The sequence below is a fragment of the Plectonema cf. radiosum LEGE 06105 genome, assembly GCF_015207665.1.
GTDB lineage: Bacteria > Cyanobacteriota > Cyanobacteriia > Cyanobacteriales > Nostocaceae > Rivularia > Rivularia radiosa_A.
This window is the reverse complement of sequence record NZ_JADEWL010000072.1, coordinates 1-21,581: the sequence shown is the minus strand read 5'-3', so window position 1 is coordinate 21,581 and position 21,581 is coordinate 1. Positions and strand designations below refer to the sequence as shown.

The 21,581-nt window shown below is 38.8% G+C and carries 11 protein-coding genes and 1 pseudogene; 4 read left to right on the top strand and 8 right to left on the bottom strand.

All coding sequences use genetic code 11. The features are described 5' to 3' along the window. The first annotated feature begins 22 nt into the window (after nucleotides 1-22). The 4 genes from IQ247_RS19425 (at nucleotide 23) to IQ247_RS19410 (ending at nucleotide 2,947) form a co-directional block, all read left to right on the top strand. Nucleotides 23-1,339, top strand: coding sequence for an aminopeptidase P N-terminal domain-containing protein (locus tag IQ247_RS19425; protein ID WP_445974529.1), 1,317 nt, complete (start codon nucleotides 23-25; stop codon nucleotides 1,337-1,339). A 500-nt stretch (nucleotides 1,340-1,839) separates the two neighbouring features. Beyond that, a complete protein-coding gene (locus IQ247_RS19420; RefSeq protein ID WP_015198408.1) occupies nucleotides 1,840-2,070 on the top strand; it encodes a DUF433 domain-containing protein in 231 nt (76 codons plus the stop codon). After that, the gene (locus tag IQ247_RS19415; RefSeq protein ID WP_193922751.1) at nucleotides 2,067-2,399 is read left to right on the top strand and encodes a DUF5615 family PIN-like protein; all 333 of its coding nucleotides are present in this window, start codon (nucleotides 2,067-2,069) and stop codon (nucleotides 2,397-2,399) included. Before IQ247_RS19420 ends, IQ247_RS19415 begins: the two co-directional genes overlap by 4 nt. Nucleotides 2,400-2,542: 143 nt before the next feature. Then, the gene (locus IQ247_RS19410) at nucleotides 2,543-2,947 is read left to right on the top strand and encodes a hypothetical protein (protein ID WP_193922750.1); all 405 of its coding nucleotides are present in this window, start codon (nucleotides 2,543-2,545) and stop codon (nucleotides 2,945-2,947) included. A 146-nt stretch (nucleotides 2,948-3,093) separates the two neighbouring features. On the opposite strand, the gene IQ247_RS19405 is transcribed toward IQ247_RS19410, so the two are convergent. From IQ247_RS19405 to IQ247_RS19370, 8 genes and pseudogenes are all read right to left on the bottom strand, one after another. Then, the gene (locus tag IQ247_RS19405) at nucleotides 3,094-3,807 is read right to left on the bottom strand and encodes a DUF4386 domain-containing protein (protein WP_193922749.1); all 714 of its coding nucleotides are present in this window, start codon (nucleotides 3,805-3,807) and stop codon (nucleotides 3,094-3,096) included. Nucleotides 3,808-3,889: 82 nt separating this feature from the next. Beyond that, the gene (locus IQ247_RS19400) at nucleotides 3,890-5,053 is read right to left on the bottom strand and encodes an MFS transporter (protein ID WP_193922748.1); all 1,164 of its coding nucleotides are present in this window, start codon (nucleotides 5,051-5,053) and stop codon (nucleotides 3,890-3,892) included. 98 nt (nucleotides 5,054-5,151) lie between these two features. Next, on the bottom strand, nucleotides 5,152-5,958 hold the full coding sequence (locus tag IQ247_RS19395; RefSeq protein WP_193922747.1) for a thioesterase II family protein: 807 nt from the start codon (nucleotides 5,956-5,958) through the stop codon (nucleotides 5,152-5,154). Between the two features lie 512 nt (nucleotides 5,959-6,470). Then, nucleotides 6,471-7,100 carry a PEP-CTERM sorting domain-containing protein gene (locus IQ247_RS19390; RefSeq protein WP_193922746.1) on the bottom strand — a complete coding sequence of 210 codons (630 nt, stop codon included), beginning with the start codon at nucleotides 7,098-7,100 and terminating at the stop codon, nucleotides 6,471-6,473. Between the two features lie 300 nt (nucleotides 7,101-7,400). Further along, nucleotides 7,401-12,278 (bottom strand): non-ribosomal peptide synthetase, encoded by a 4,878-nt coding sequence (locus tag IQ247_RS19385; protein WP_193922745.1) that lies wholly within the window; start codon nucleotides 12,276-12,278, stop codon nucleotides 7,401-7,403. Nucleotides 12,279-12,532: 254 nt separating this feature from the next. Beyond that, entirely contained in the window at nucleotides 12,533-19,828 is a 7,296-nt protein-coding gene (locus tag IQ247_RS19380) for a type I polyketide synthase (protein ID WP_228059877.1), read from the bottom strand. Between the two features lie 169 nt (nucleotides 19,829-19,997). Beyond that, nucleotides 19,998-20,135, bottom strand: coding sequence for a hypothetical protein (locus IQ247_RS19375; RefSeq protein WP_193922744.1), 138 nt, complete (start codon nucleotides 20,133-20,135; stop codon nucleotides 19,998-20,000). 484 nt (nucleotides 20,136-20,619) lie between these two features. Further along, nucleotides 20,620-21,581: pseudogene (locus IQ247_RS19370) on the bottom strand (hypothetical protein); the annotation flags it as partial.

The following is a 21,581-nucleotide window of genomic DNA, read 5'->3' as shown; positions in this document are numbered from 1 at the left end:
GAAACATACAACACCATATCGGATAACTATGCAAGCAGAATATCGCCAGCGTCGGGAAGCATTAATGTCAAAGATTGGTAACGGTACAGCAATTTTTCGCAGTGCGCCTATGGCTGTAATGCACAATGATGTAGAATATGCTTACCGTCAAGATAGTGACTTTTTATATTTAACTGGACTTAATGAAGCCGAAGCTGTAGCGGTTTTAGCTCCTCATCATCAAGAACATAAATTTATATTGTTCGTACAGCCCAAGGATATCACCAAGGAAGTTTGGAGCGGTTATGTGACTGGGGTAGATGCAGCAAAATCAATTTACGGGGCTGATGAAGCTTACCCCATCAACGAACTTAACGAAAAATTACCCCAATATTTATCAAACGCAGATCGAATTTATTACCGCTTCGGACGAGATAAATCTTTTAATCAAACTGTCCTCAATCATTACCAAAGGTTATTGCGAGTTTATCCCAAACGTGGTATAGGTCCCACGGCAATTCAAGATACTTGCACTATTTTAGACAGTATGCGGATGGTGAAAACCGAATCGGAATTGGCATTAATGCGAAAAGCCGCCGATATTGCTGTGGAAGCCCATAATTTAGCTTTTGAAATCGCGAAGCCGGGTGTTTACGAATACGAAATTCAAGCAGAGATGGAGCGCATTTTTAGAAAACACGGTGCTTTGGGACCTGCATATCCTTCAATTGTGGCATCGGGTGCTAATTCCTGCATACTACATTACATTGAAAATAACCGTCAAATGCAAGATGGAGATTTACTTTTAATTGATGCGGGTTGTTCTTATGATTATTACAATTCCGATATTACTCGCACGTTTCCCGTGGGTGGTAAATTTACTGAAGAACAAAAAATATTGTATGAATTAGTTTTATCAGCACAGAAACAAGCAATTGCTCAAGTTAAACCTGGTAATGCTTACAATTTAATTCACGATACCGCTTTACGGGTACTTGTAGAAGGAATGGTGGAATTGGGTATTCTCAAAGGTGAAGTTGATAAGTTGATTGAAGAAGAGAAATATAAACCTTATTATATGCACCGTACTGGACATTGGTTGGGTTTGGATGTCCACGATGTGGGTGTTTATCAACATGGTGAAGATAACCCGTTAATTTTGCAACCGGGACAAGTTTTGACTGTGGAACCAGGAATTTATATTGTACCCGGAGCTAAACCCGCTGAAGAACAACCCCAAGTTGATCAAAAATGGATGGGAATTGGAATTCGTATTGAAGATGATGTTTTAGTCACAGCTACGGGTTGTGAAGTGTTAACGAAGGGAGTTGATAAGGAACTTCAGGATATGGAAAGATAATTGAGACAGTTGACAGTGGACAGTGGATAAGGAAAAATAAATAATCCTACTATGGGGGGGTCAGTCTTGGAAAAGGTAGTCGCACAAAGGCTTACTCCGCTTTAATTTCATCGTTTTAGCTTGAAGAGCGAGCGTTTTTAATAGAAAATCAAATCTCAAACTTACCGAAGCCCTTCGGGCAAAAGTCGCGAAGTAAAAAGTAAAAAGTAAAAAGTGATAATATATGCCCGTATTTTGGTATAAAGCCTCGTCTTTTAAAGACGAGTAAAAACCGTGCTTGTATCATTATTTGAATCCTCTACCTGAATACGGAGAGGTACTACTTACTGGTCTTAACTTTCAAATAGTGGCTTCTATTATTGTTTTCCGAAAGGTATTGATTTATTGTTTGGATATTGAGCGATCGCTTTTCTCAAAGATGTTTAACGGTGAAATTATTGAGTTTTTAGCAGAAATACATGGTAAGATGAGATAATTTGGCAAAAATGCACTCGCCACCGATGAATTACAGAAACTATATCACAATCGAACCCAATAAACGCGGTGGCAAGCCTTGTGTACGTGGCTTGCGAATTACAGTTTATGAGGTGCTTGAATACCTAGCTTCCGAGATGACCGAAGCAGAAATTCTTGATGATTTTCCCGATCTAACGCGAGAAGATTTAAAAGCTTGTATTGCTTATGCGGCTGACCGTGAACGTCGGCTGATGATTTCGACCTTATCCGCATGAAATTACTGTTTGATGAAAACTTATCCCCTAAATTATCCACCCGTTTGAGCGATCTTTTTTCAGGCTCACTTCATGTTCGGGATGTAGGCATGAAAGCAACAATAGACCCGATAGTTTGGAATTATGCAAAAGATAATGATTTGATGATTGTCTCGAAAGATGCTGATATGCACGATCTGAGTTTAGTGTTTGGGAATCCCCCAAAAGTTATCTGGCTTAGACTTGGAAACTGTTCTACCTTAGAAGTTGAAAATTTACTGCGTCGGGAGTTCAGCACAATCAAATTATTTTATGAAGATGAAAATTCATCATTGCTTGCCCTCTCATAATCGCACTAAAAAATTGGAACTGTGTTCAAGCCAGTAATAAGGTGCGCTACATTCCATTAACACACCCATCACCCAAGTAGCGATTGAATAGCTTTTTATGTAAAAATAAATATCAGGTATTTAAATCACACAATGCAACCACGATGGAAAAATTAAAACGTTTGTTGTTAATGACTCTTGATGAACTTACAGAATACAGCACGGATGCCCGTAAAATTGAAAAACTACGGCGGAAGATTTGTTTATCTGTACCAATGGCAGAACAGCGAGAGGTAAAAGAAGCATTATTAGCTCAAATGCCCTTAAAGGGTGAACTAAATAAAATTATTGAAGAGCAGCGGCAAACAGTAGCTTTACCGTTTTGGGGAATCGCTGGCTTGGGCTTATTACTGGGAATTTCACTAAATCAACCCATTGGCTTGTTGGCTGCTATCGGTGGTACTTTTGCTGCGATCAAAATTCAGAAATTAGGTTGGGAAATGCAAGCCAAGCGTCTCTTACTGCAAACACTTGAAGATATCGAATTTCGTGCCAACCAACCAAAGTAAAACCAATGTTACCATAACCAGGGCTTACGCAACTGGCACATTACGATTAAGCAGATTCCTAACTACGAGTATTAAATCTTTTTGCCATAAATGTAAACAAACATAGACAATTATTACCATTTATAAAATCAAGCATAATTTGCTTTCTAACTATTTTTGAATTTGAAAGAACGCAGCAAACAGACAATTCCCATAGCTAATAACCATATCTGAAAGACACTTACTGAGACTGCTATAAAAGAGCCAGTATCTATACCGAATAATTCCACTAACTGAGTTGTCAACAGCATACTAGAAATGAATCCGGACATACCAAGCCAGCGCGGTAGAATTCTAGTTTTGAGAATTGTAAGGGAAACAATGATTAGCCATAATGTTGTAAATAAGCTCACTCCTAAGACTTCACCAATAGAGCCTCCATATTGATTAAGAGCTTGATAAACTACGTCTATAGCAGTTCGGGTTGTTTCTGAGGTTGAAGGCTGCACGTAAATTTTTGCCATCAGAGGCATGGGAGCAAGCCATCGTATAATGCCTAAAGTACGGCAAATCATTGAAGCAATACCAAATCCAACTGCCAAATTCAGATAAGGATTGTTATTACTTTTGCTTTTAAGGATTTGGATAGTCAGCAGTGAAATCGGATAAAACAATACTGAATAGATTAGGTAAGTGAAATAACCGATGAAAACTGGTTGAGATTGTTCTACTAATAAGGGTAAAACTTTACTGGCAGGTTGACTTAAACTAGCGGGCCAATCTATTGCTTGACCAAGAACAATTATTGGTATAAACAAAAGTAGGCTTTCAATAATTAACAAAAGTGCGGTAATACGGTACATAGATGGAGAAGTAGACATAAAATTCATTCTTGATGATATGTAAAAGAGAACAGAGAACGTGAGGAAAAGATTAATATAGTGTTCCCATAAACCTTTAAAATTAGATTGTTTTTACCTGCATAATTTTTTTGAGTATGTAGGATGAAAAGATTGAGAAGCTAATTATTACTAAACTAAATATGTAACGGTCGCCAATACTTTGCATCACGAAGGAAGAAAGTATTGGTCCTGCGGTACATCCAAAACTATAAGTACCCATAAATATAGAAGTACCTGTAGAAAGTTGATGTTGAGAAATGCTTTCACCAATTAATGCGATTGCTAAAGGTAGAATGGGAGAAAATCCTGCCCCTACAGTAAATGCAAATATATTAGTAGCAGTAATATTGTAACTAAACGAAAGAAATATAAATGAAAAGAGTACAATACAAGCAGCAAAAAATAGGGTTTTTAATCGACCATGTTTGTCTCCAATATAAGCAATTGGAACGGTAGAAATCAAACCACCAACTATAAAAATAGCCAAAGTAGCACCAATTTTATCTACACTATAATTTTGTTTTAACAAAAATACTGGATATAAGCTTACTAAAGTAGATTCAGCGAAACCATAGGCAAATGCACCAACTAGAGGAAGTTTAAGTTTGCTGAGAATTTTGGTGTGAGTAGATGTTTGAAAACTAATACTTTTTTGAGGTAAACCAATCCAAACTACAATTACTCCACTCAGAATTACAAGACTACCAAAGTAGAAAGAAAGTTGTGGGGAAATTTGGTAGAGTGAAGAACCGAAAAGAGGTCCAACACCAAAGCCCAAAGTTAAAGCTAGAGCATTAATTCCGTTAACCATTGCTCTATTACCTTCGTGAGACAAATAATTCAATGCGGTTTGTCCACTAACTAAATACAAACAGCAAGCTATACCCATAAAAATACGGATTAAAAACCATAATGGTAGTTGTGTTGTCATGGGAAATAGAGATGCAGAAACTGCCATTAATACGAAGCCAAATATCATTGTTTTAGCCAGTCCAAATCTACGTAATATTTTGGGAACGAAGGGAGTTACTAGGGCTATAACAAGAAAATAGACGGTAGAATTTGCTCCTATATAGATTTCATTGACTTGATTTTGAGCCATTAATGTTGAAATAAAAGGATTAAAAAATCCTAATGAAATACCTGTTAAAAACGCAATTATGTATAAGGCTAATAACCCGTCGGAGAATATTGAATTGGATTTTTTTTGTTTAGATAGTTTCATTGATTTAGGGAGTAGTTATCAGATAGAATTTACTATTTTTTGATGTGTTATAGATATAAAAATCAAATTTTTTCTGTTTTTAATCTATAAAAAGAGAGTTATGCTATTTGCTTGTTACTATAATTAATCGGTAAGTTTACTGCTAAAATATTATCGGAAATTGTTTGAGATAATGATTGTAGAAAAGATGATTGAGGATGATGTAAGAAAAAATGGTCTCCTGGAAATATTTCCAATTTGAAAATATCATTAGTATTAACACACCAATATTCTAAGTTATTCATACTAATTGCTTTATCTTGTAAGCCTCCAAATACAGTTATTGGACAATCAAGTGGTTTTTCAAGCCCATACATATATGTTTCAATCATTGTAAAATCTGCCCGCAAACAAGGTAGAAACATTTGCATTAATTCCTTGTTATTCAAAATTGATTGAGGTATGGCATTATAACGATTTTGCAGTTCTGCGATAAATTCGGTTTCTGCTAATTTATGAATAAAAGGTTTCTTGATGGGGCTATGAGGAGCAGGACAAGCAGCAACAAATAAATGAGTTGGAATCAGATGATTTTCACGACGTAGTTGACGGGTAATTTCAAAGGCAAGGGTTGCACCCATACTATGACCAAAAAAGGCAAATGGTTTATTTAAATAAGGTTTAATTTCTGATGTGATTGTTTTGATAAGTGACAATAAATTAGTAAAAAGTGGTTCTTCTATTCGATAACTTCTTCCGGGAAGTTGAATCAAGTTAATCTCTATTTCTTCTGGTAAATATTTATGCCATTTACTATATGGTGAAGTTGTACCTCCCGCACAGGGAAAGCAGAATAATTTGAGAGTAGCTCGCGGATTTGGTTTAGGACAGCTAATCCAAGAAGTCAATTTATGTTGCGTTTTCATATTTTTTATATGGGGAATTTGGCAATATTTTTCTCATAGATGTTTACTTGGTTAATTGAATTTTTGAGGCATTTGCATTTAATTCAATTAATCAACTACATTAATCAGGTTAAACGATACAAAATATACTTTCAATGGAAAATGTTTCGATAAAATAGCATATTCGTTTGACATGAATTTATATCTTGAACCATTCTCAATAAGACCAAAAAACGGGGTTTCTAAATGGAAAATCAAGGCTTTTAGCCTCAGATATTTGCGAAAAATCCGGTTTTTAGTTCAGGTGCAAGATGTGTGTTAATCCAATAAGTACCTGTGCCTTCATTAATTAGACATTTCTTTTAGTCAGGGAATAGTGAATAGGGAACAGTAATATAACTTATTAGTAATTATATAAATAATACGGGCTTAAGTACTTATTAATAACAGTAAAACCCGTCGCAGCGACAGGTTTGTGTTAATTACCAATTTAGTAATAGTGTTATTTTTTTCTCTTTCTCTGCAATACCTAGCTAGATTAGATGTCGTTTAAACATGGCACTTGCTCCAGTTACACCTAAACCAATCAATGTCACTAGAGTACTTGGTTCTGGAACAGATTTAGAAACTGTAAACGAACCATTTACTGTGATTTGAGTTGGTTCAGGAACATTTGGCTCTAAATCAATCACAACAGTTCCTCCAAGGGATAGACTTCCCTGAGCATCACTGAACCTTCCCTCTCCTCCAAGAATATTAACTGTACCAGTCAGAGTTTCAATACCAGTTTCAAAGTTTACTAATCCAGTAGAATCAACCGAAGCAAATATTTTGTCATCACCATTTCCCTGCAATACAAAGGAACCGTTTGGTCTGTCAACACCAAATATATTTGGATTTGTGTTTAAGATGGCTTCACCTGTAGTAGGGTCAACTTGGCTGTATAGTAAAGCGTTTAATTGATTCAAACCCAATGAAGCATCATCACTCTCACCTTCATAAGAAATTTCGGCAATATCGGGTGGTATAAGAGACCTAAGACTAATTCCATCGAAGGTTGCGCTGTAATCAAAAGTTGTTTGGGCTGTTACTGGAGTTAAACTTGCTCCTACACCTAGTATTGAAACAGCTATCGGAACGAACCAGGATATTTTTGATACCATTTTTCTACGTATTTGTATATAGTCAAGAAAAATCACTTTCATCCGTATCTTTATCATGATTGTTTTGAAGATAGCAATATTATTGATTCTTTTTGTTACAAATTAAAGATAATGTAAAGGACTACTTTTTGATAGTGAAAAATTTAGGTTGATGAACTAAGCAACAATGAACGGAGATTTTGGGGCTTTAAATTCATAATTTATTCAATTTTTTACTACTAAAGTTGATTGTATTTTTTGCTACTAATAAAATAGATAAACCCCCCATGATACAAGCTATCATGAGGGTTATCTTCAGATTTATCTATTTACTGTGCTACCGTTGTTTGCGTAAGATATGGCTGCAAGCATACTTTGCAATAATTCTAAGTAGCGATCGCCAAGTTGACGAATGGTTGCTTGGTTATGGAAGTTCTGCGAGTATTCTATTTCTAGATTGAATTGTCCATTGGTAAAAGAGAAGAAGAATTCGACTAGTGTTGTACGTTTTTGCTGGGGTGCTGATAAGCGTTTGTCTGTGTCTGTTTCGGTAAACTCGAAGTTTTGGTATGTGGGAGCGGTACGATTTCCTAAGTAGTTGGCTCTAATTGGTGTCAGATTATTATCGGGATAGATATGATTGGGTAGTTGTGGTGATATCCAGTCGAAGGTAACACCATTCATGGGTAGTTGGTCGAATTTTGTTGTTATTTGCTCAAGGATTAGTTGCCAATTATCTTGATTTTCGATGTTGATACCTACAGGGAAGTTAATCGCAAAGTTACCAACACTGTTAAAGAATGTTTGTTGGTTGTCTATGGTTCTACCGTGGCTGCGATGGCTAATTACTACCCAAGATTGTCGGCTCCACTCTGCGGTTAGTCGATAGAGTACCCCCAGTAGGAGGGTGTATACGCTGCAACTATAGTATTTTTTGGCGGACCGTAACAAGGTGCTGGTTTTTGCTGCATTAAAAACGAATTTTTCTATCGCTGCTGTGGCTTCGGTATTAGCTCCTTTTTGATAATCCCAGGGTATTATTAGACTATAGTCTGCTGAAGGAAATTGCGATTTCCAGTATTCTGCATGAGTTGCAAATATTCCTTGTTCTTCTTGCTCTTGCAGTACTTTGACATAATCAGCATAGGATGTAGCTGGTTTATTCTGGGGATTTTGGTTTCCCAAAAGTTGGGTGTAAGTTGTCCATAGTTCGTGGAAGATGACTCTATTACTGAGCAAGTCCCCAATCATATGATGTCCCACAAAAGATATGTCATAGCAGGATTCATCAACTTTAACAACAATTATTTTTAATAGTGGGTATTGGTTAAGTTGGAATTTTTGACCGATTTGTTGAATTAATTCCCAAATTTCTTGATCTCGTTGTTCTGTAGTTAAATGGCTGGCATCGTAAAATTCAGTACATTGATTTGATTCGGGAGTAAGTATTTTTTGCGTCCATTGTTCGTTTTCGCAGATGAATACGGTACGTAAAGCAGAATGACGTTCGATTAATAGATTTACTGCTTGGTTGAAAGTTTCTGCATCCAAGGGTTGATGGAACAGAAAACGTGTATAACCATTCCATTGATAGGGAGGCTCGAAATATTCTAATAACCAGCGTTGTGCGGAACCTAGAGGTAGATTTTGATTTAAGGGCGATTGTGCTTCTATTGCCTGTTCCCTGTTCCCTGCTGCCTTTTTATCAGCTTTGAGAGATTTACGGTCTAGTTTACCATTGTGGGTTTTGGGCAAACTCGACAACCATTCCCAACGCTGAGGAATCATGTAATCAGGTACTCGTTGAGCTAAGTATTGTTTGATTGTTTGCTGGTCTGCTTGATTACCTACTAAGTAAGCAACTAATCTTTTTTGTCCGCTTTCGTAATCGATGGCTAAGACTGCGGCTTCTTTAACTAATGGGTGAGTATTGAGAATACTTTCTATTTCCCCTAATTCAATGCGGAAACCACGTATTTTTACTTGATTATCAATGCGTCCGTGGTAATCAATATTTCCATCAGGATATTGGATTGCTAAGTCACCAGTTCTGTAGATGAAGTCACCCGGAATTTCTTCGGGAAAGGGATTGGGACAGAATGATGCAGCTGTACGTTCTTCATCTTTGAGATACCCTTTAGCTAGCTGTATTCCACCAAGCCATAATTCTCCAATTTCTCCCGGTGTTACTGGCTGCATTTGTGCGTCGAGTATTTTGACGTAGACGTTATCAATTGCTTTACCGATGGGAATACTATTTTGATCTTCACCGGGACGTTGAGAGATAATATGAGCGGTTACGTCTATGGAAGCTTCTGTAGGTCCGTACAAGTTGGCAAGTCCGGTTTTCATCCCATGTTTGTCAATCCAGTTGCGAATAAAGTTAACTGGTAATGCTTCACCGCTAAAGATTAACCAGCGTAAGTCGGGAAAACTCCAGGTTTCATCTTCTAAGGCGTTACAGAATTCCCCAAATAAGGAGGGAACGAAGTGCATGATATTGATGCGGTTGTCTTTCAGCCATTGTGCTAGCAACCAGGGATTTTTGACTGTTTTGGTTCCTATTGAGCAAACTGTGGAACCATACATCAGGGGCCAGAAGATTTCCCATACTGAAATATCAAAACAGCAAGAGGTTTTTTGTGCTACTCTGTCTCCTGGTTGTAATTGGAATGTTTTCTGCATCCACACCAAACGATTCATGTAACCCCGGTGATTGAGCATAACTCCTTTGGGTTTACCCGTGGAACCGGAGGTATACAATACTGTCATTAAATCGTCGGGAGTATTGACGCAAGCTGGTTTGCTATCAGAATAATTTGACCAAGTTTGCTTGTTTATTTGAGCGATTTTGTTCTCATACTCGGTGCTATGTCCGTTGTCTAAGAACATTAGAGTTTCTAAGGATAATTGTTGCAGGGAACATTCTGCTAATTTTTCAGTTAAGCTATTTTGGCTAAGTAAAATCTTAATTTGGGCGTGTTCGAGGATGTAGTTGATTCTTTCTTGGGGATACATTGGATCTAAGGGAACGTAGGCTCCACCAGCTTTGAGGATACCTAAAATTCCCACAAACATCAACGGACCTCGTAGAGTCATGATTCCGACAAATACACCCGGAGCAACTCCCACAGAACGTAAATAATTAGCAACTTGGTTGGATTGTAAATCTAATTCTTGGTAAGTGATTTGAGCTTCCCCATCGGTAACTGCGATCGCGTTGGGGGTGCGTCGGGCTTGTGCGATAATTTCTAAGTAAGGCATCTCTACTGATTTGGGGCTTTCTAATAGAGATTGTCGATTGCTCAGAACCACAGCCATTTCTCTGAGAGTTCTACAGTTAAGTAAAGCTTGACGGTTAACTTTACCTAATTTTTTTTCTAGCTTAGTAATAATACGGATAATTTCTAAGGAATCAACACCCAATTCCGATTCCATATCTTTATCCATATCGCACTCATTGATGGAATTATGGCTAACTTGGGCTACTATTTCTTGGAGTGTCGATTTAACATCACCATCTGTTGATGTTTGTGTTAGTTGCTTCCTTACCTGTTGTGATGGAGTTTGGAGCGCAATCAATGCTTCGATTTGAGCGATGTATTCTTCCATGAGTTGATCTACAACTGCCAAAGGGAAGAAATCGCTGTCGTAACTGGCTTGGAATTGCAAACAATCGTCGAATATTTCCTGTAAAATGTCGATGGTTCCGGGAGCGTTGATTCCACCAGCCCGATAATCGATGACTTCTAAATTTCCATATTGCTTTGCAATTTGAGTTTGTCCGGTAAAGGGACAGTACAAATTAGATTTTAATACCTGACGATACATCGGTAACATCCGAGTTGGTATTTGACCATTTTCTAAAACGATATTATCTCGGAAAGCTATTCCCATTTGACGAGTTTGAGTGCGATCGCAATTATTAACGATTCCCTGCTGTACTTTCTGATGAATTCGATTTAACAAAACTTCCCAGTCTTCGGTGAGGGATGGTAATTCAATATCAATGGATAAGTTCTGAGCGAAACTACTGACTATGTTTGTAGCATCTACTTCTGGATAAAATCGACCGCTGGTAGGTACTTGTAGAAGAATAGATTTGTGATTGGACTGTTCTAATTTGGCAATTGTTCGCACAAAAGCAGCTAAGAGCAGCGAGTTTAGGGGTAATCGCCATTCACGGGTTTGAGAAATCAATGCGGCAGTGGTAGCATGACTCAGAGCATAGCGACGGTTGTGAAATACGGGGCAACCCGATGTAATCTTTTTCTTTGCAGGATTCCATAAGTAAGAATCCGTACCTTGACGGTTGGTGTATTCTACAAGGGCTTTTTCTGATTCCGTATCTTGCCAAGCATTAATGGATTGTACCATTTGCTGATATTCTGCAACTGTTGTAGCTGGGGGTAGGTTTGGTTGTTCGTTGTTAACATGAGCGCGGTAAATTTCCATAAATTCGCGCAATATTGTATGACATCCCAAAGCATCAGAAATTAAATGTTCGTTGGCTAAAATGAGTTGGTAAAGGGAATCTTGGAGACGAAAGACAAAGAATCGATGTAGGGGAAATTGAGTGATTTGCCATTCATAATTTAAACAGCGATGTAGTTCATCGTTAATAGCTTGTTCTTGAGCTTTACTATCTAAATGTCTGATATCGGTAACGGGAATTTCTGGGGGATTGGGATTATTCAAAACTTCAATTTCATAGTCTTTGAATCGAGTTGCATCAAGAGGGATAATAAAGCGAGAACGTAGCATAGGATGGCGATTTAATAAGTCTTTCCAGGTTTGCCAAGCAATGTTATTATCAAAATCTCCCCGTAGACGTAGAGTAGAAAATAAACTGATGGAGTTTACAACCCAATGACCTAGTAAGTGGAAATATTGACCGTGGATAATTTCAACTTTTTCTGTTTTTGGTTGTTGAGTAGATAAACAAGTTTCGGTAGCTGTGACAACTTCTGCTAATGTTTGTAATTGAATTAATTTTTGTAAGGGCAATACTTCCATAAATAATGATTGTTGTGATTCCGGGATAATTTGAATTAATCCGTTGAGAAATTCCATGATTTTGATAGAATCTAATCCTAAGTCCCCTTCTAAATACATATCTGGTTCTAAGTCTTCGATATCGTGTCCAGTAATTTGAGAAACGACGGAGAAGATTTGTTGTTGTAAAGTTGTGGTAGTCATGATGATTTGTTGAGATTTTTATAATTGGTTTACTTTGAAGTTTCTAATCAACACTTGTGTGTTTGTGATTCGAGATTACAGATTAAAAAACCGCAGAGACGTAGAGAAGGCAGAGCATGGAAGGTTGGAGGAGAGATTTGGGGTTTAAGAATTATTGATTGGTAGTAAAGAATGAGGATGTTTTTTATTTAGAACTTAATTCTTTACTATTCTCTACTTCCTACTCCCTGCTCCCCATTCTTTATATCAAGAGGTTATTTACCAAGTTTTTCCAATTCTTCAGATAACGCTAAGTAAGTTTGTTGACGTTGTTCTGCTGAAAGTGGGGTTGGTTTTTCGATTGGTAAAAGTTTGCTGTTGTTTGGTTGAGGATTGAAATCTTCTGCTAATTTCGCACGACTTGAATTACGTTGTTCTGGTGAAAGTTTTGGTAGTTTTTCGATTGGTAATAGTGTGGAAATTGTTTCTTGTTCAACTTGAGTTGTTACTACTTCTACTCTGTAGTCTTTCTCTTGGAAAGGATAGGTGGGTAGTACTACTCGACGCAGGTTTTCTGGGAATAATTTCTTGCTATTAAATTGAACTCCCGCTACATACATTTTTGCTAGAGTTGTGAATAAACTGTTTGCAATTGATTGCTGTTTATCAGGATTTATCCAAGTTCCGTTAGCATCTAAAGAGGTGATTTGCTGTTGTAAGGATAAGTTGTTATCTAAGTGCAAATATACTCCTTGTTTACCAATTACTTGTTTGATGTTTTCTGCGTTCAAAGAGCGAGCATTTTGGATGCAGTTGAGTAATTGGTTTCCATCAATTTTTTGCTGCTGTCTAAAGATTCCTTCGGATGTAACTAAGGGACAAGTCCAAGTTGATGCTAATTGCTGTGGGGTAATAGATGGTTTTACTTGCGAATCTAACAGCTTGATTGCTTGTTCTAATGTTAGTATTCCAGTTAAACAAGCTCCAACAATGATACCCGTTTTTTCTCCTAATAAAATAGTAGGTTGAAGCTCTAAAGATTGCAACCACCGCCCCCAAGCATACTGCACTACAAAGATATATGCTTTGGTACTTAAATTTGATATTTCACAACCCCAATATTGTTCGCAATCGCTACAAGCTCGGTTAAATTCCCCAAAGTTTGTTCTTAATATTTCTACTTCTTGGGGAGTTATAGAAATATTGTCATCAAATATTAGATGTATTGGGATTTTCCGTTGGGGATTGGCTTTACCTGTATGTATTTCCGATGTTGTTTGATTGTTGGTAATAGCATCTAGGTTATCGAGCAGATTTTGACGATTCTTAACCAAAATTGCTGCTTTTAATGCTTGTTCCTTTTGAGCATTATTTTGAGTGAAGCATATTTGGCTAATTCCTTGTTCTGGATATTTGATAATATGCTCGTGTAATTGTGCTGCTACTTTTTGCAATGCTTCTTGATTGCGAGCGGTTAAGAATAAGAGTTGAGGAGAATCAGTTTTTTCCTCTGGTTTAACAACCGATGTTGTAGTTAAAGGAGATTCTTCCAAAATCACATGACAATTAGTACCACCAAATCCAAATCCGTTGATTCCCGCACGCATAGGATTTCCATTTCTCACCCATTGTTTGCTACCATCACCGACCACATAAAATGGGGTGTTATCAAAGTTAATATGAGGATTGGGTTCGCTGAAACCAAGGGTTTGGGGTATTTCACCATGCTGCATAGCAAGTACCACTTTTATTAAGCTGACAATTCCAGAAGCCGAAAGTAAATGACCGATAGAAGATTTAACTGAACCGATGCCACAGAAACCTTTTTTCTCAGTAAAACTACTGAATGCCTTAGTCATCCCTTCGACTTCTATCGGGTCTCCTAAAAGTGTACCCGTACCGTGAGTTTCGATATAAGAAATAGTTTCGGGGTTTATACCACAGTTGAGATATGCTTGACGAATGGCTTCCGCTTGTCCTTTGGGATTAGGAGCGGTGATACCTTGCGAATGTCCGTCGTTATTAATTGCGGAACCTTTAATTACAGCATGAATAATATCCCCATCAGAAACAGCTTGTTTCAAAGGTTTGACAATCAAGACACCAGCACCTTCTCCTAAAAGTAAACCGTTAGCACGTTTATCAAAAGGATAACAAGTTCCTGTCGGTGAAAGAGCTTGAGCTTTTCTGAGGAAAGTAAAAGGACTAGGGCTAAGATTGAAATTCACCCCACCAACGATCGCCATTTTACTTTCACCACGACGGATACTTTCACAAGCAATGTGCAAAGCTACCAGAGAAGAAGAACAAGCAGTCACAACAGCCATACTCGGACCTTTTAAATCCAAACAGTGACTAACTCTAGCTGCAAGTTCGTTGACTTCATTACCAGCAGAAGATTCTGGTAAGATTTCACTGGGTTGCAATACCTGGGAAAGAGTATCGAGTAAATTTTGGCGATCGCCATTGTTTAAATTTTCAAACCAAGTACTATCACCGAAACGCTGACTTAAAGCTTCATAGTACTGAGAATTGCCAAAATGTTCTATGTAAGTATTTTGTCCGCAACCAACAAATACCCCGATATTTTTAGTCCGATATTTGCCACCATAACCAGCTTGTTGCAAAGCTTGCATCGCTAATTGCAAGAATACTCGTTGTTGGGGGTCTATTGCGACGGCTTCTTTGGGAGAAATACCAAAATACATCGGATCGAAACCAAAGGGATTATCAACAAAACAGCCCCGTTTAGAAACTTGTGTGGATTGAGGACTATTTTCCGAAAAATAATGTTGATTAAACCATCGATCTTCAGGTACATCACGAACAGCAGAACGTCCTTCACTTAGTAAATCCCAGTATTCCTGCAAATTATTCGCACCAGGAATCTTACAAGCCATACCGATAATAGCAATATCATCCTCCCTCAGATCATCTTCTAAAACCTTCTGCTCCTCGACATCTCTTTCCTCAGCGCTCTCCGCGTCTCTGCGGTTAATTTCCTCTTCTTCAACTTCCGAAACACCAACAAAATCATACCCAAACATCTCTTCGAGATAACCGATCAAATCATCTGGTGTTTGATATTCAAACATCAAAGTAGGAAGTAACTCAAATTCCAAAGCCTTACCCAGACTTTGTATAACTTCTACAGTACCCACCGAATCCAAACCCAACTCCGTAAACGTTTGATACCCTTCCACTTCCGCAGCAGAAATCGCCAAATGTTGACTTAATACTTCTCCCACCAAATCGCGGATATTGAAAGTTTTTGTTGGTTTGGTTTTCTGTTCCTTAATCGGAATAGTTGATTCAATCAAATCAATAATATGAATCACAGAAGAACCATTCAAACCCAAAGCAGTAATAAAAGCATTCGCTGCTGGTTCGGGTTCCAAGGGATTAAGACCTTTTGATTTAACCATCAATAAAGTTGAATCACCCATCAAAGCACCCATTCCTCGATTGCTCCACAAAGAGTAATTGAGAGCTAAGGAACGTCCCGAAGCACCAGATTGATTGCGGTAAACTACATAATTATCCAGGAAAGTATTTGCAGCAGCATAATCAGCCATACCAGTTCCCCATTCGGCTTTAGAAGCGGAAACTGAAGATAAGACCACAAAATATTTTAATGGTTCGTTACGGGTTACTTGATCTAAGATAATAGTCCCTTGAACCTTGGGTGCTAATACTTGAGAAATTATCTGATCTGACTTTTGCAACAGTTTAAATGTGGTATTGTCAGCAACACCTGCTGCATGAATCACACCATCTAAATTACCAAAGCGTGATTTAATGGTTTTGACTAAATCTTCCATAGCCAAACTATCAGTCACATCCACAGCTTGGTACATTACCGTTGCTCCCAAACTTTCTAATTGTTGAATTGTTTGGATGCGTTTGATGGTTCCAGCAGCAAGATTACCAGATTCCCATTCTTCTTTCGGTGGTAGAGGTTTTCTTCCCGTCAGCACCAAATTAATCTTTGCTTGAGCAGCCAAAACTAAGGCAATTTCCGTTCCCACACCACTAGTACCACCTGTAATTAACCAAGTATCACCTTGGGATAGGGAAACTTGATGATTATTTGTAGGTAGCTTAATTCTTTCTAAACTGCGAGTAAATCTTTGTTGATTGCGGATAGCAACAATACCTTCCCCTGTCGCTTCTATGGGGATTTCTTGGTAGATAATATCGGCAAGTTCTTGGGGTAAAGTCTCTGGAGTTACGTCTACTACTTTGGTTTGAATCTCAGGATTTTCCTCTGCTAAAACCCGAATCAAAGTACCAGTCATTGATTGATGTACGTTTTGTAAGCTATCGGATGCAGATGTAACGTAAGCACCTTGAGTTACCAATAGTAGATTCAGTTTATGGTTGGGATATTGTTGATTCAAAGCTTGTGTTAACCACTGGAGGCTCCAAAAGCTTTGATTTAAAGTATTATCTTCAAGTAGTAATTCTTCTACCGAAACCTGCTTTTGATTGTAATTCCACAGATGAACAACTGTTAATAGATTAAAACCATCAGCTTTAATAATTTCAATCAGTTTTGCGTAATCTTGAGAAGCTGCGGGATTAATAGTAAACTGTCTATCTCCTTGCTTGGTAAAAATTTCACCGGGAGTAATAAAATATGCCGTATATTTACTGCTAAACTGCTCGTAAAATCTTTCTCCCAAATTATTATTCTGGAAAAATAGAATCGCTCCCGTTGTTGTTTTTGTCGGTTCGCCCAAGCTTTCCCGATTCCACTGCCAATTATAAAACCATTCTGGATTTGTGAGTTGTGAGTTAGTGGGTGAGAAATTAACTTGTGGTTTATCAACCCAATATCTTTGACGCTGAAACGGATAAGTTGGTAATACAACCCGTTGACGCTGATAATCTTGGTCAAAAGCCAACCAATCGATTGTTGTTCCTCGGACGTATAATTCACCTACTGTCGCGAGTAATTGCGTCCAATCATCATTACCTTTTTTTAAAGAAGATAACCAAGTCGCGGTATTTTCTGGTAAACATTTTTTACCCATTCCTAACAGCGTGGAACTCGGTCCTACTTCCAAAAAGATATCATATCTCCGCTTATCTAAAGTTTCCATTCCCGCCAAAAATTTTACCGTACCTCGCAGATGCTTTCTCCAGTAAACAGCATCTGGTATCTCTCCCGCTTCTAATACTTCTCCGGTGACATTGGAAACAAAAGGAATGCGCGGTTTTTTAAATTCTACTCCACTTGCGGCTTGCTCGAATTCATCGAGTATGGTTGTCATTAATGGAGAATGGAAAGCGTGAGAAACTTGTAAAGCTTGAGCGTTGATTCCCTGGGATTTTAATTGTTCGAGTATTTTGTTAACGGTTTCTGTAACTCCAGAAATTACAACATTATTAGCTCCGTTAACGCAAGCAATAGATACTTTATCCGCATGAGGTTGTAATAGAGGTGTTATCTGAGCTTCTGGAGCAAAAACCACAGCCATCATCCCATCTTGCGGTAGTGACTGAATAAGCCTTCCCCGTTCCGCAATTAATTTTAATCCATCTTCTAAACTAAATACTCCAGCGACACAAGCAGCGACATATTCACCAACACTATGACCCATAACTGCATCCGGAACAATACCCCAGGATTTCCACAACTCTGCTAAAGCGTATTCTATAGCGAACAGTGCCGGTTGAGTATAAGCAGTTTCGTGCAATAACTCTAGGGCGTTAGATTCTGGATAAAGTACCGATAATAAAGGTTGTTGCAGATAAGGACGTAAAATCTCGTCGCATCTATCTAATGTTTTACGGAAAGTCGGTTGAGTTTCGTAAAGTTGACGAGCCATTCCCACATACTGAGAACCTTGTCCCGTAAATAGAAAGACGATTTTATTCTGGTTGTTTTCTGCTACTCCTTTAATTAATTTATTAGTAGAATCACTGAGGGATAAAACCCGTAATTTTTCGCCCAAAACCGTTGTCGATTCAGCAACTATAGCCAATCGGTGTTTCAAGTGCGATCGCCCTGTATTGGCTGTAAAACAAATATCTGTGAGAGATAATCCTGGATGGGATTTTAAGAATGTTTGATAATCTTGGGTAAGAGCAACCAGGGCTGGTTCTGTTTTCGCTGATAAACATAATAAATGTAGGGGACGTTCAATATCCGACTGTAAAGATTCTACTTGTGGTGCTTCTTCTACAATTAAATGAACGTTGGTACCGCTAATTCCAAAAGAACTTACACCAGCCAATCTTTTTGCTTCACAATCCCATTTTGTAGGAGCGGTGGGAACCTTAACCGGAAGTTTATCCCAAGCAATGTGAGAACTGGGTTGCTTTAAATGTAAATTACCGGGAATCTCCTTGTTTTGCAAAGCCAGGATTACCTTGATTAAACTTGCAACCCCAGCAGCAGATTCTAAATGACCAACTTGAGTTTTTACCGAACCAATATACAAAGGTGATTCCAAAGAACGATTTTCGCAGAAAACCGAACCTAAAGCTCTGACTTCAATTGGATCTCCCAAAGCAGTTCCGGTTCCGTGAGTTTCTACATAACTAACTTGATGGGGTTCTACGCGAGCATTTTTCAACGCTTCCTTAATTAAGGCTTCCTGAGCCAATCCGTTGGGAACAGTTAAACCGCTGCTAGCACCATCATGATTAACAGCAGAACCCCGAACCATAGCCAAGATGCGATCGCCGTTGGCAATTGCATCCGACAATCGTTTGAGAACAACAATCCCGCAACCTTCACCCCTACCGTAACCATCAGCAGCAGCATCAAAGGTTTTACAGCGTCCGTCGGGAGCCAATGCTCGCATTTTACTTAAACCGATGGAAGCCTCTGGAGATAAAATGAGATTAACCCCACCAGCTAAAGCCATGTTACATTCCCCAGAACGCAGACTTTGACTAGCTAAATGCACCGCTAATAAAGCAGAAGAACAAGCGGTATCGAGCTGCATCACAGGTCCTTGTAAACCTAAAAAATGAGCTATCCGACCCACCGCCACACTGCGGGCATTACCTAAACTGCTGTAACCATCAATACGGTTATGGTCGCCAGAATAAAGATTAAATCGGGAATAATCATCCATAAACAATCCCATAAACACCCCGGTTTGAGAACCGTGTAGTTGTTGTGGAGATTGTCCCCCATATTCCAAAGCTTCCCAAGCAGCTTCAAGCAACAGACGCTGTTGGGGGTCCATACTCGCAGCTTCTTTCGCAGAAATCCCAAAGAAATGGGGGTCAAATTGGTCTACATTTTCAATAAACCCGCCATTACGGGTATACATTTTACCGGAAAGATTCAGATTGGAACTATAATATTCATCAATATTCCATCTATCTTGAGGAACTTCTGTAATTGCATCCACCCCATCGCGTAATAGTTGCCAAAATTGTGCGGGAGAATTGGCTCCTCCGGGAAACCTGCAACTCATACCAACAATAGCGATTGGTTCAGTTTTCGAGTTTTCCGCCGCATCAAGCTTGATACGCATTTCTTTTAAAGCGATAGCAGCACGTTGCAAGGGAGATAATTTACTTCTATCTGTGGTATTGTTTTTCATCATCAAAACTTTTTATTAGGCGTTGGGAATTATTGTTTTGTTTAACTACATTCGGACGAAATTAGAGTAAATTAATCAGCTACATTAATCAGGTTAAGTGATGCTAAATATAGTTTCAATGGAAAAAAGTTCGGTAAATTAGTATATTTGTTGGATCGTCCATTAATGATAGTTAAGTACTTAGGCGAAAATATTTACATCCTTGTCCGCAGCGAGGAACGTTAGCTTCGCATTTAATAGCTAAAGTGTTATCCGGAACAATATTGCTTTGAGCAAAACCCGATTCTATTGATGTGACGCTGACACTCAAAAATCCTAGTAATATTTTTATTGAAAATTTCCATAAGCTAAGCTGTTAAGCGCCTAAATTAGATAGACAAAGCGGGCAGGCTTGCCCTCGAACCCTTCACTTCGTTCAAGGGTAAACTCCGTGAAGGGATGCCCAAAGTCTACCGATATCCGGCGGTTTAAACCGCGACTACATGAACAAAGTCTACCGATATCCGGCGGTTTAAACCGCGACTACATGAACAAAGTCTACCGATATCCGGCGGTTTAAACCGCGACTACACAAACAAAGTCCACCTGCGTGGACTAATTTGAAACCCGTGCAGACGGGTTTCGTTTGTGTAGCCGCGACTTCTAGTCGCCAGGTAAAAATAAATTAAACATTCAAAACACCCTCTTAGAGGGTAGCCCCCGGATTTATCCGTGGATGCCCCTGACGGGGCGGCAATGTTGAAGCACCATTATTTTATTTATGGGGAACCCTAATTACGAATTACGAATTATATTCACCTGCTACACTCCCGACTAAGTATACGTTGCCCATTTTCCAAACGATAAACCCCTGATGGTTCAACAATGGGGTCTCCAATTTTCCAGCGACGACGCGGCTTTTCAGATATACTATTTGTTACAGACTGCACTCCAACGGTAGAGTAGACAGAAGGTACTGCATCACCGGGACGATAGGGGAAACCTTGACTACCAGATGCACCACGAGTAATAGTTTGTAATTGAGCGCTATCTCGTAGTGTCAGGTTAGCAGCATTAATCTCAATATTTCCCTCATCACCCACACCACCTGCTTGCACCGTGCTGAAAATATTAGCATCTGTAAGGGAAACAGTATCATTAGCTGTTACCGTCACACTCCCCGCTTTTCCTTTTCCGAATGTTGAGGCAGTAAGTTCAGCACCTTCTGTTAAGTTGAAGGAACCGGCATCAACGGTAATATTTCCCCCATTACCCACACCACCTGCTTGCACCCTGCTGAAAATATTAGCATCTGTAAGGGAAACAGTATCTTTGGCTTTCACCGTCACACTCCCAGCATTTCCTTCTCCGAATGTTGAGGCAGTAAGACTAGCACCTTCTGTTAAGTTAAAGGAACCGGCATCAACGGTAATATTTCCCCCATCACCCACACCACCTGCTTGCACCGTGCTGAAGATATTAGCATCTGTAAGGGAAACAGTATCTTTGGCTTTTACCGTCACACTCCCCGCTTTTCCTTCTCCGAATGTTGAGGCAGTAAGTTCAGCACCTTCTGTTAAGTTGAAGGAACCGGCATCAACGGTAATATTTCCCCCATTACCCACACCACCTGCTTGCACCCTGCTGAAAATATTAGCATCTGTAAGGGAAACAGTATCTTTGGCTTTCACCGTCACACTCCCAGCATTTCCTTCTCCGAATGTTGAGGCAGTAAGACTAGCACCTTCTGTTAAGTTAAAGGAACCGGCATCAACGG

Coding starts and splice junctions, on each gene's coding strand:
- IQ247_RS19420 (WP_015198408.1), top strand. CDS start 1,840: ATGAATTACAGAAACTATATCACAATCGAACCCAATAAACGCGGTGGC.
- IQ247_RS19415 (WP_193922751.1), top strand. CDS start 2,067: ATGAAATTACTGTTTGATGAAAACTTATCCCCTAAATTATCCACCCGT.
- IQ247_RS19410 (WP_193922750.1), top strand. CDS start 2,543: ATGGAAAAATTAAAACGTTTGTTGTTAATGACTCTTGATGAACTTACA.
- IQ247_RS19405 (WP_193922749.1), bottom strand. CDS start 3,807: ATGTCTACTTCTCCATCTATGTACCGTATTACCGCACTTTTGTTAATT.
- IQ247_RS19400 (WP_193922748.1), bottom strand. CDS start 5,053: ATGAAACTATCTAAACAAAAAAAATCCAATTCAATATTCTCCGACGGG.
- IQ247_RS19395 (WP_193922747.1), bottom strand. CDS start 5,958: ATGAAAACGCAACATAAATTGACTTCTTGGATTAGCTGTCCTAAACCA.
- IQ247_RS19390 (WP_193922746.1), bottom strand. CDS start 7,100: ATGGTATCAAAAATATCCTGGTTCGTTCCGATAGCTGTTTCAATACTA.
- IQ247_RS19385 (WP_193922745.1), bottom strand. CDS start 12,278: ATGACTACCACAACTTTACAACAACAAATCTTCTCCGTCGTTTCTCAA.
- IQ247_RS19380 (WP_228059877.1), bottom strand. CDS start 19,828: ATGATGAAAAACAATACCACAGATAGAAGTAAATTATCTCCCTTGCAA.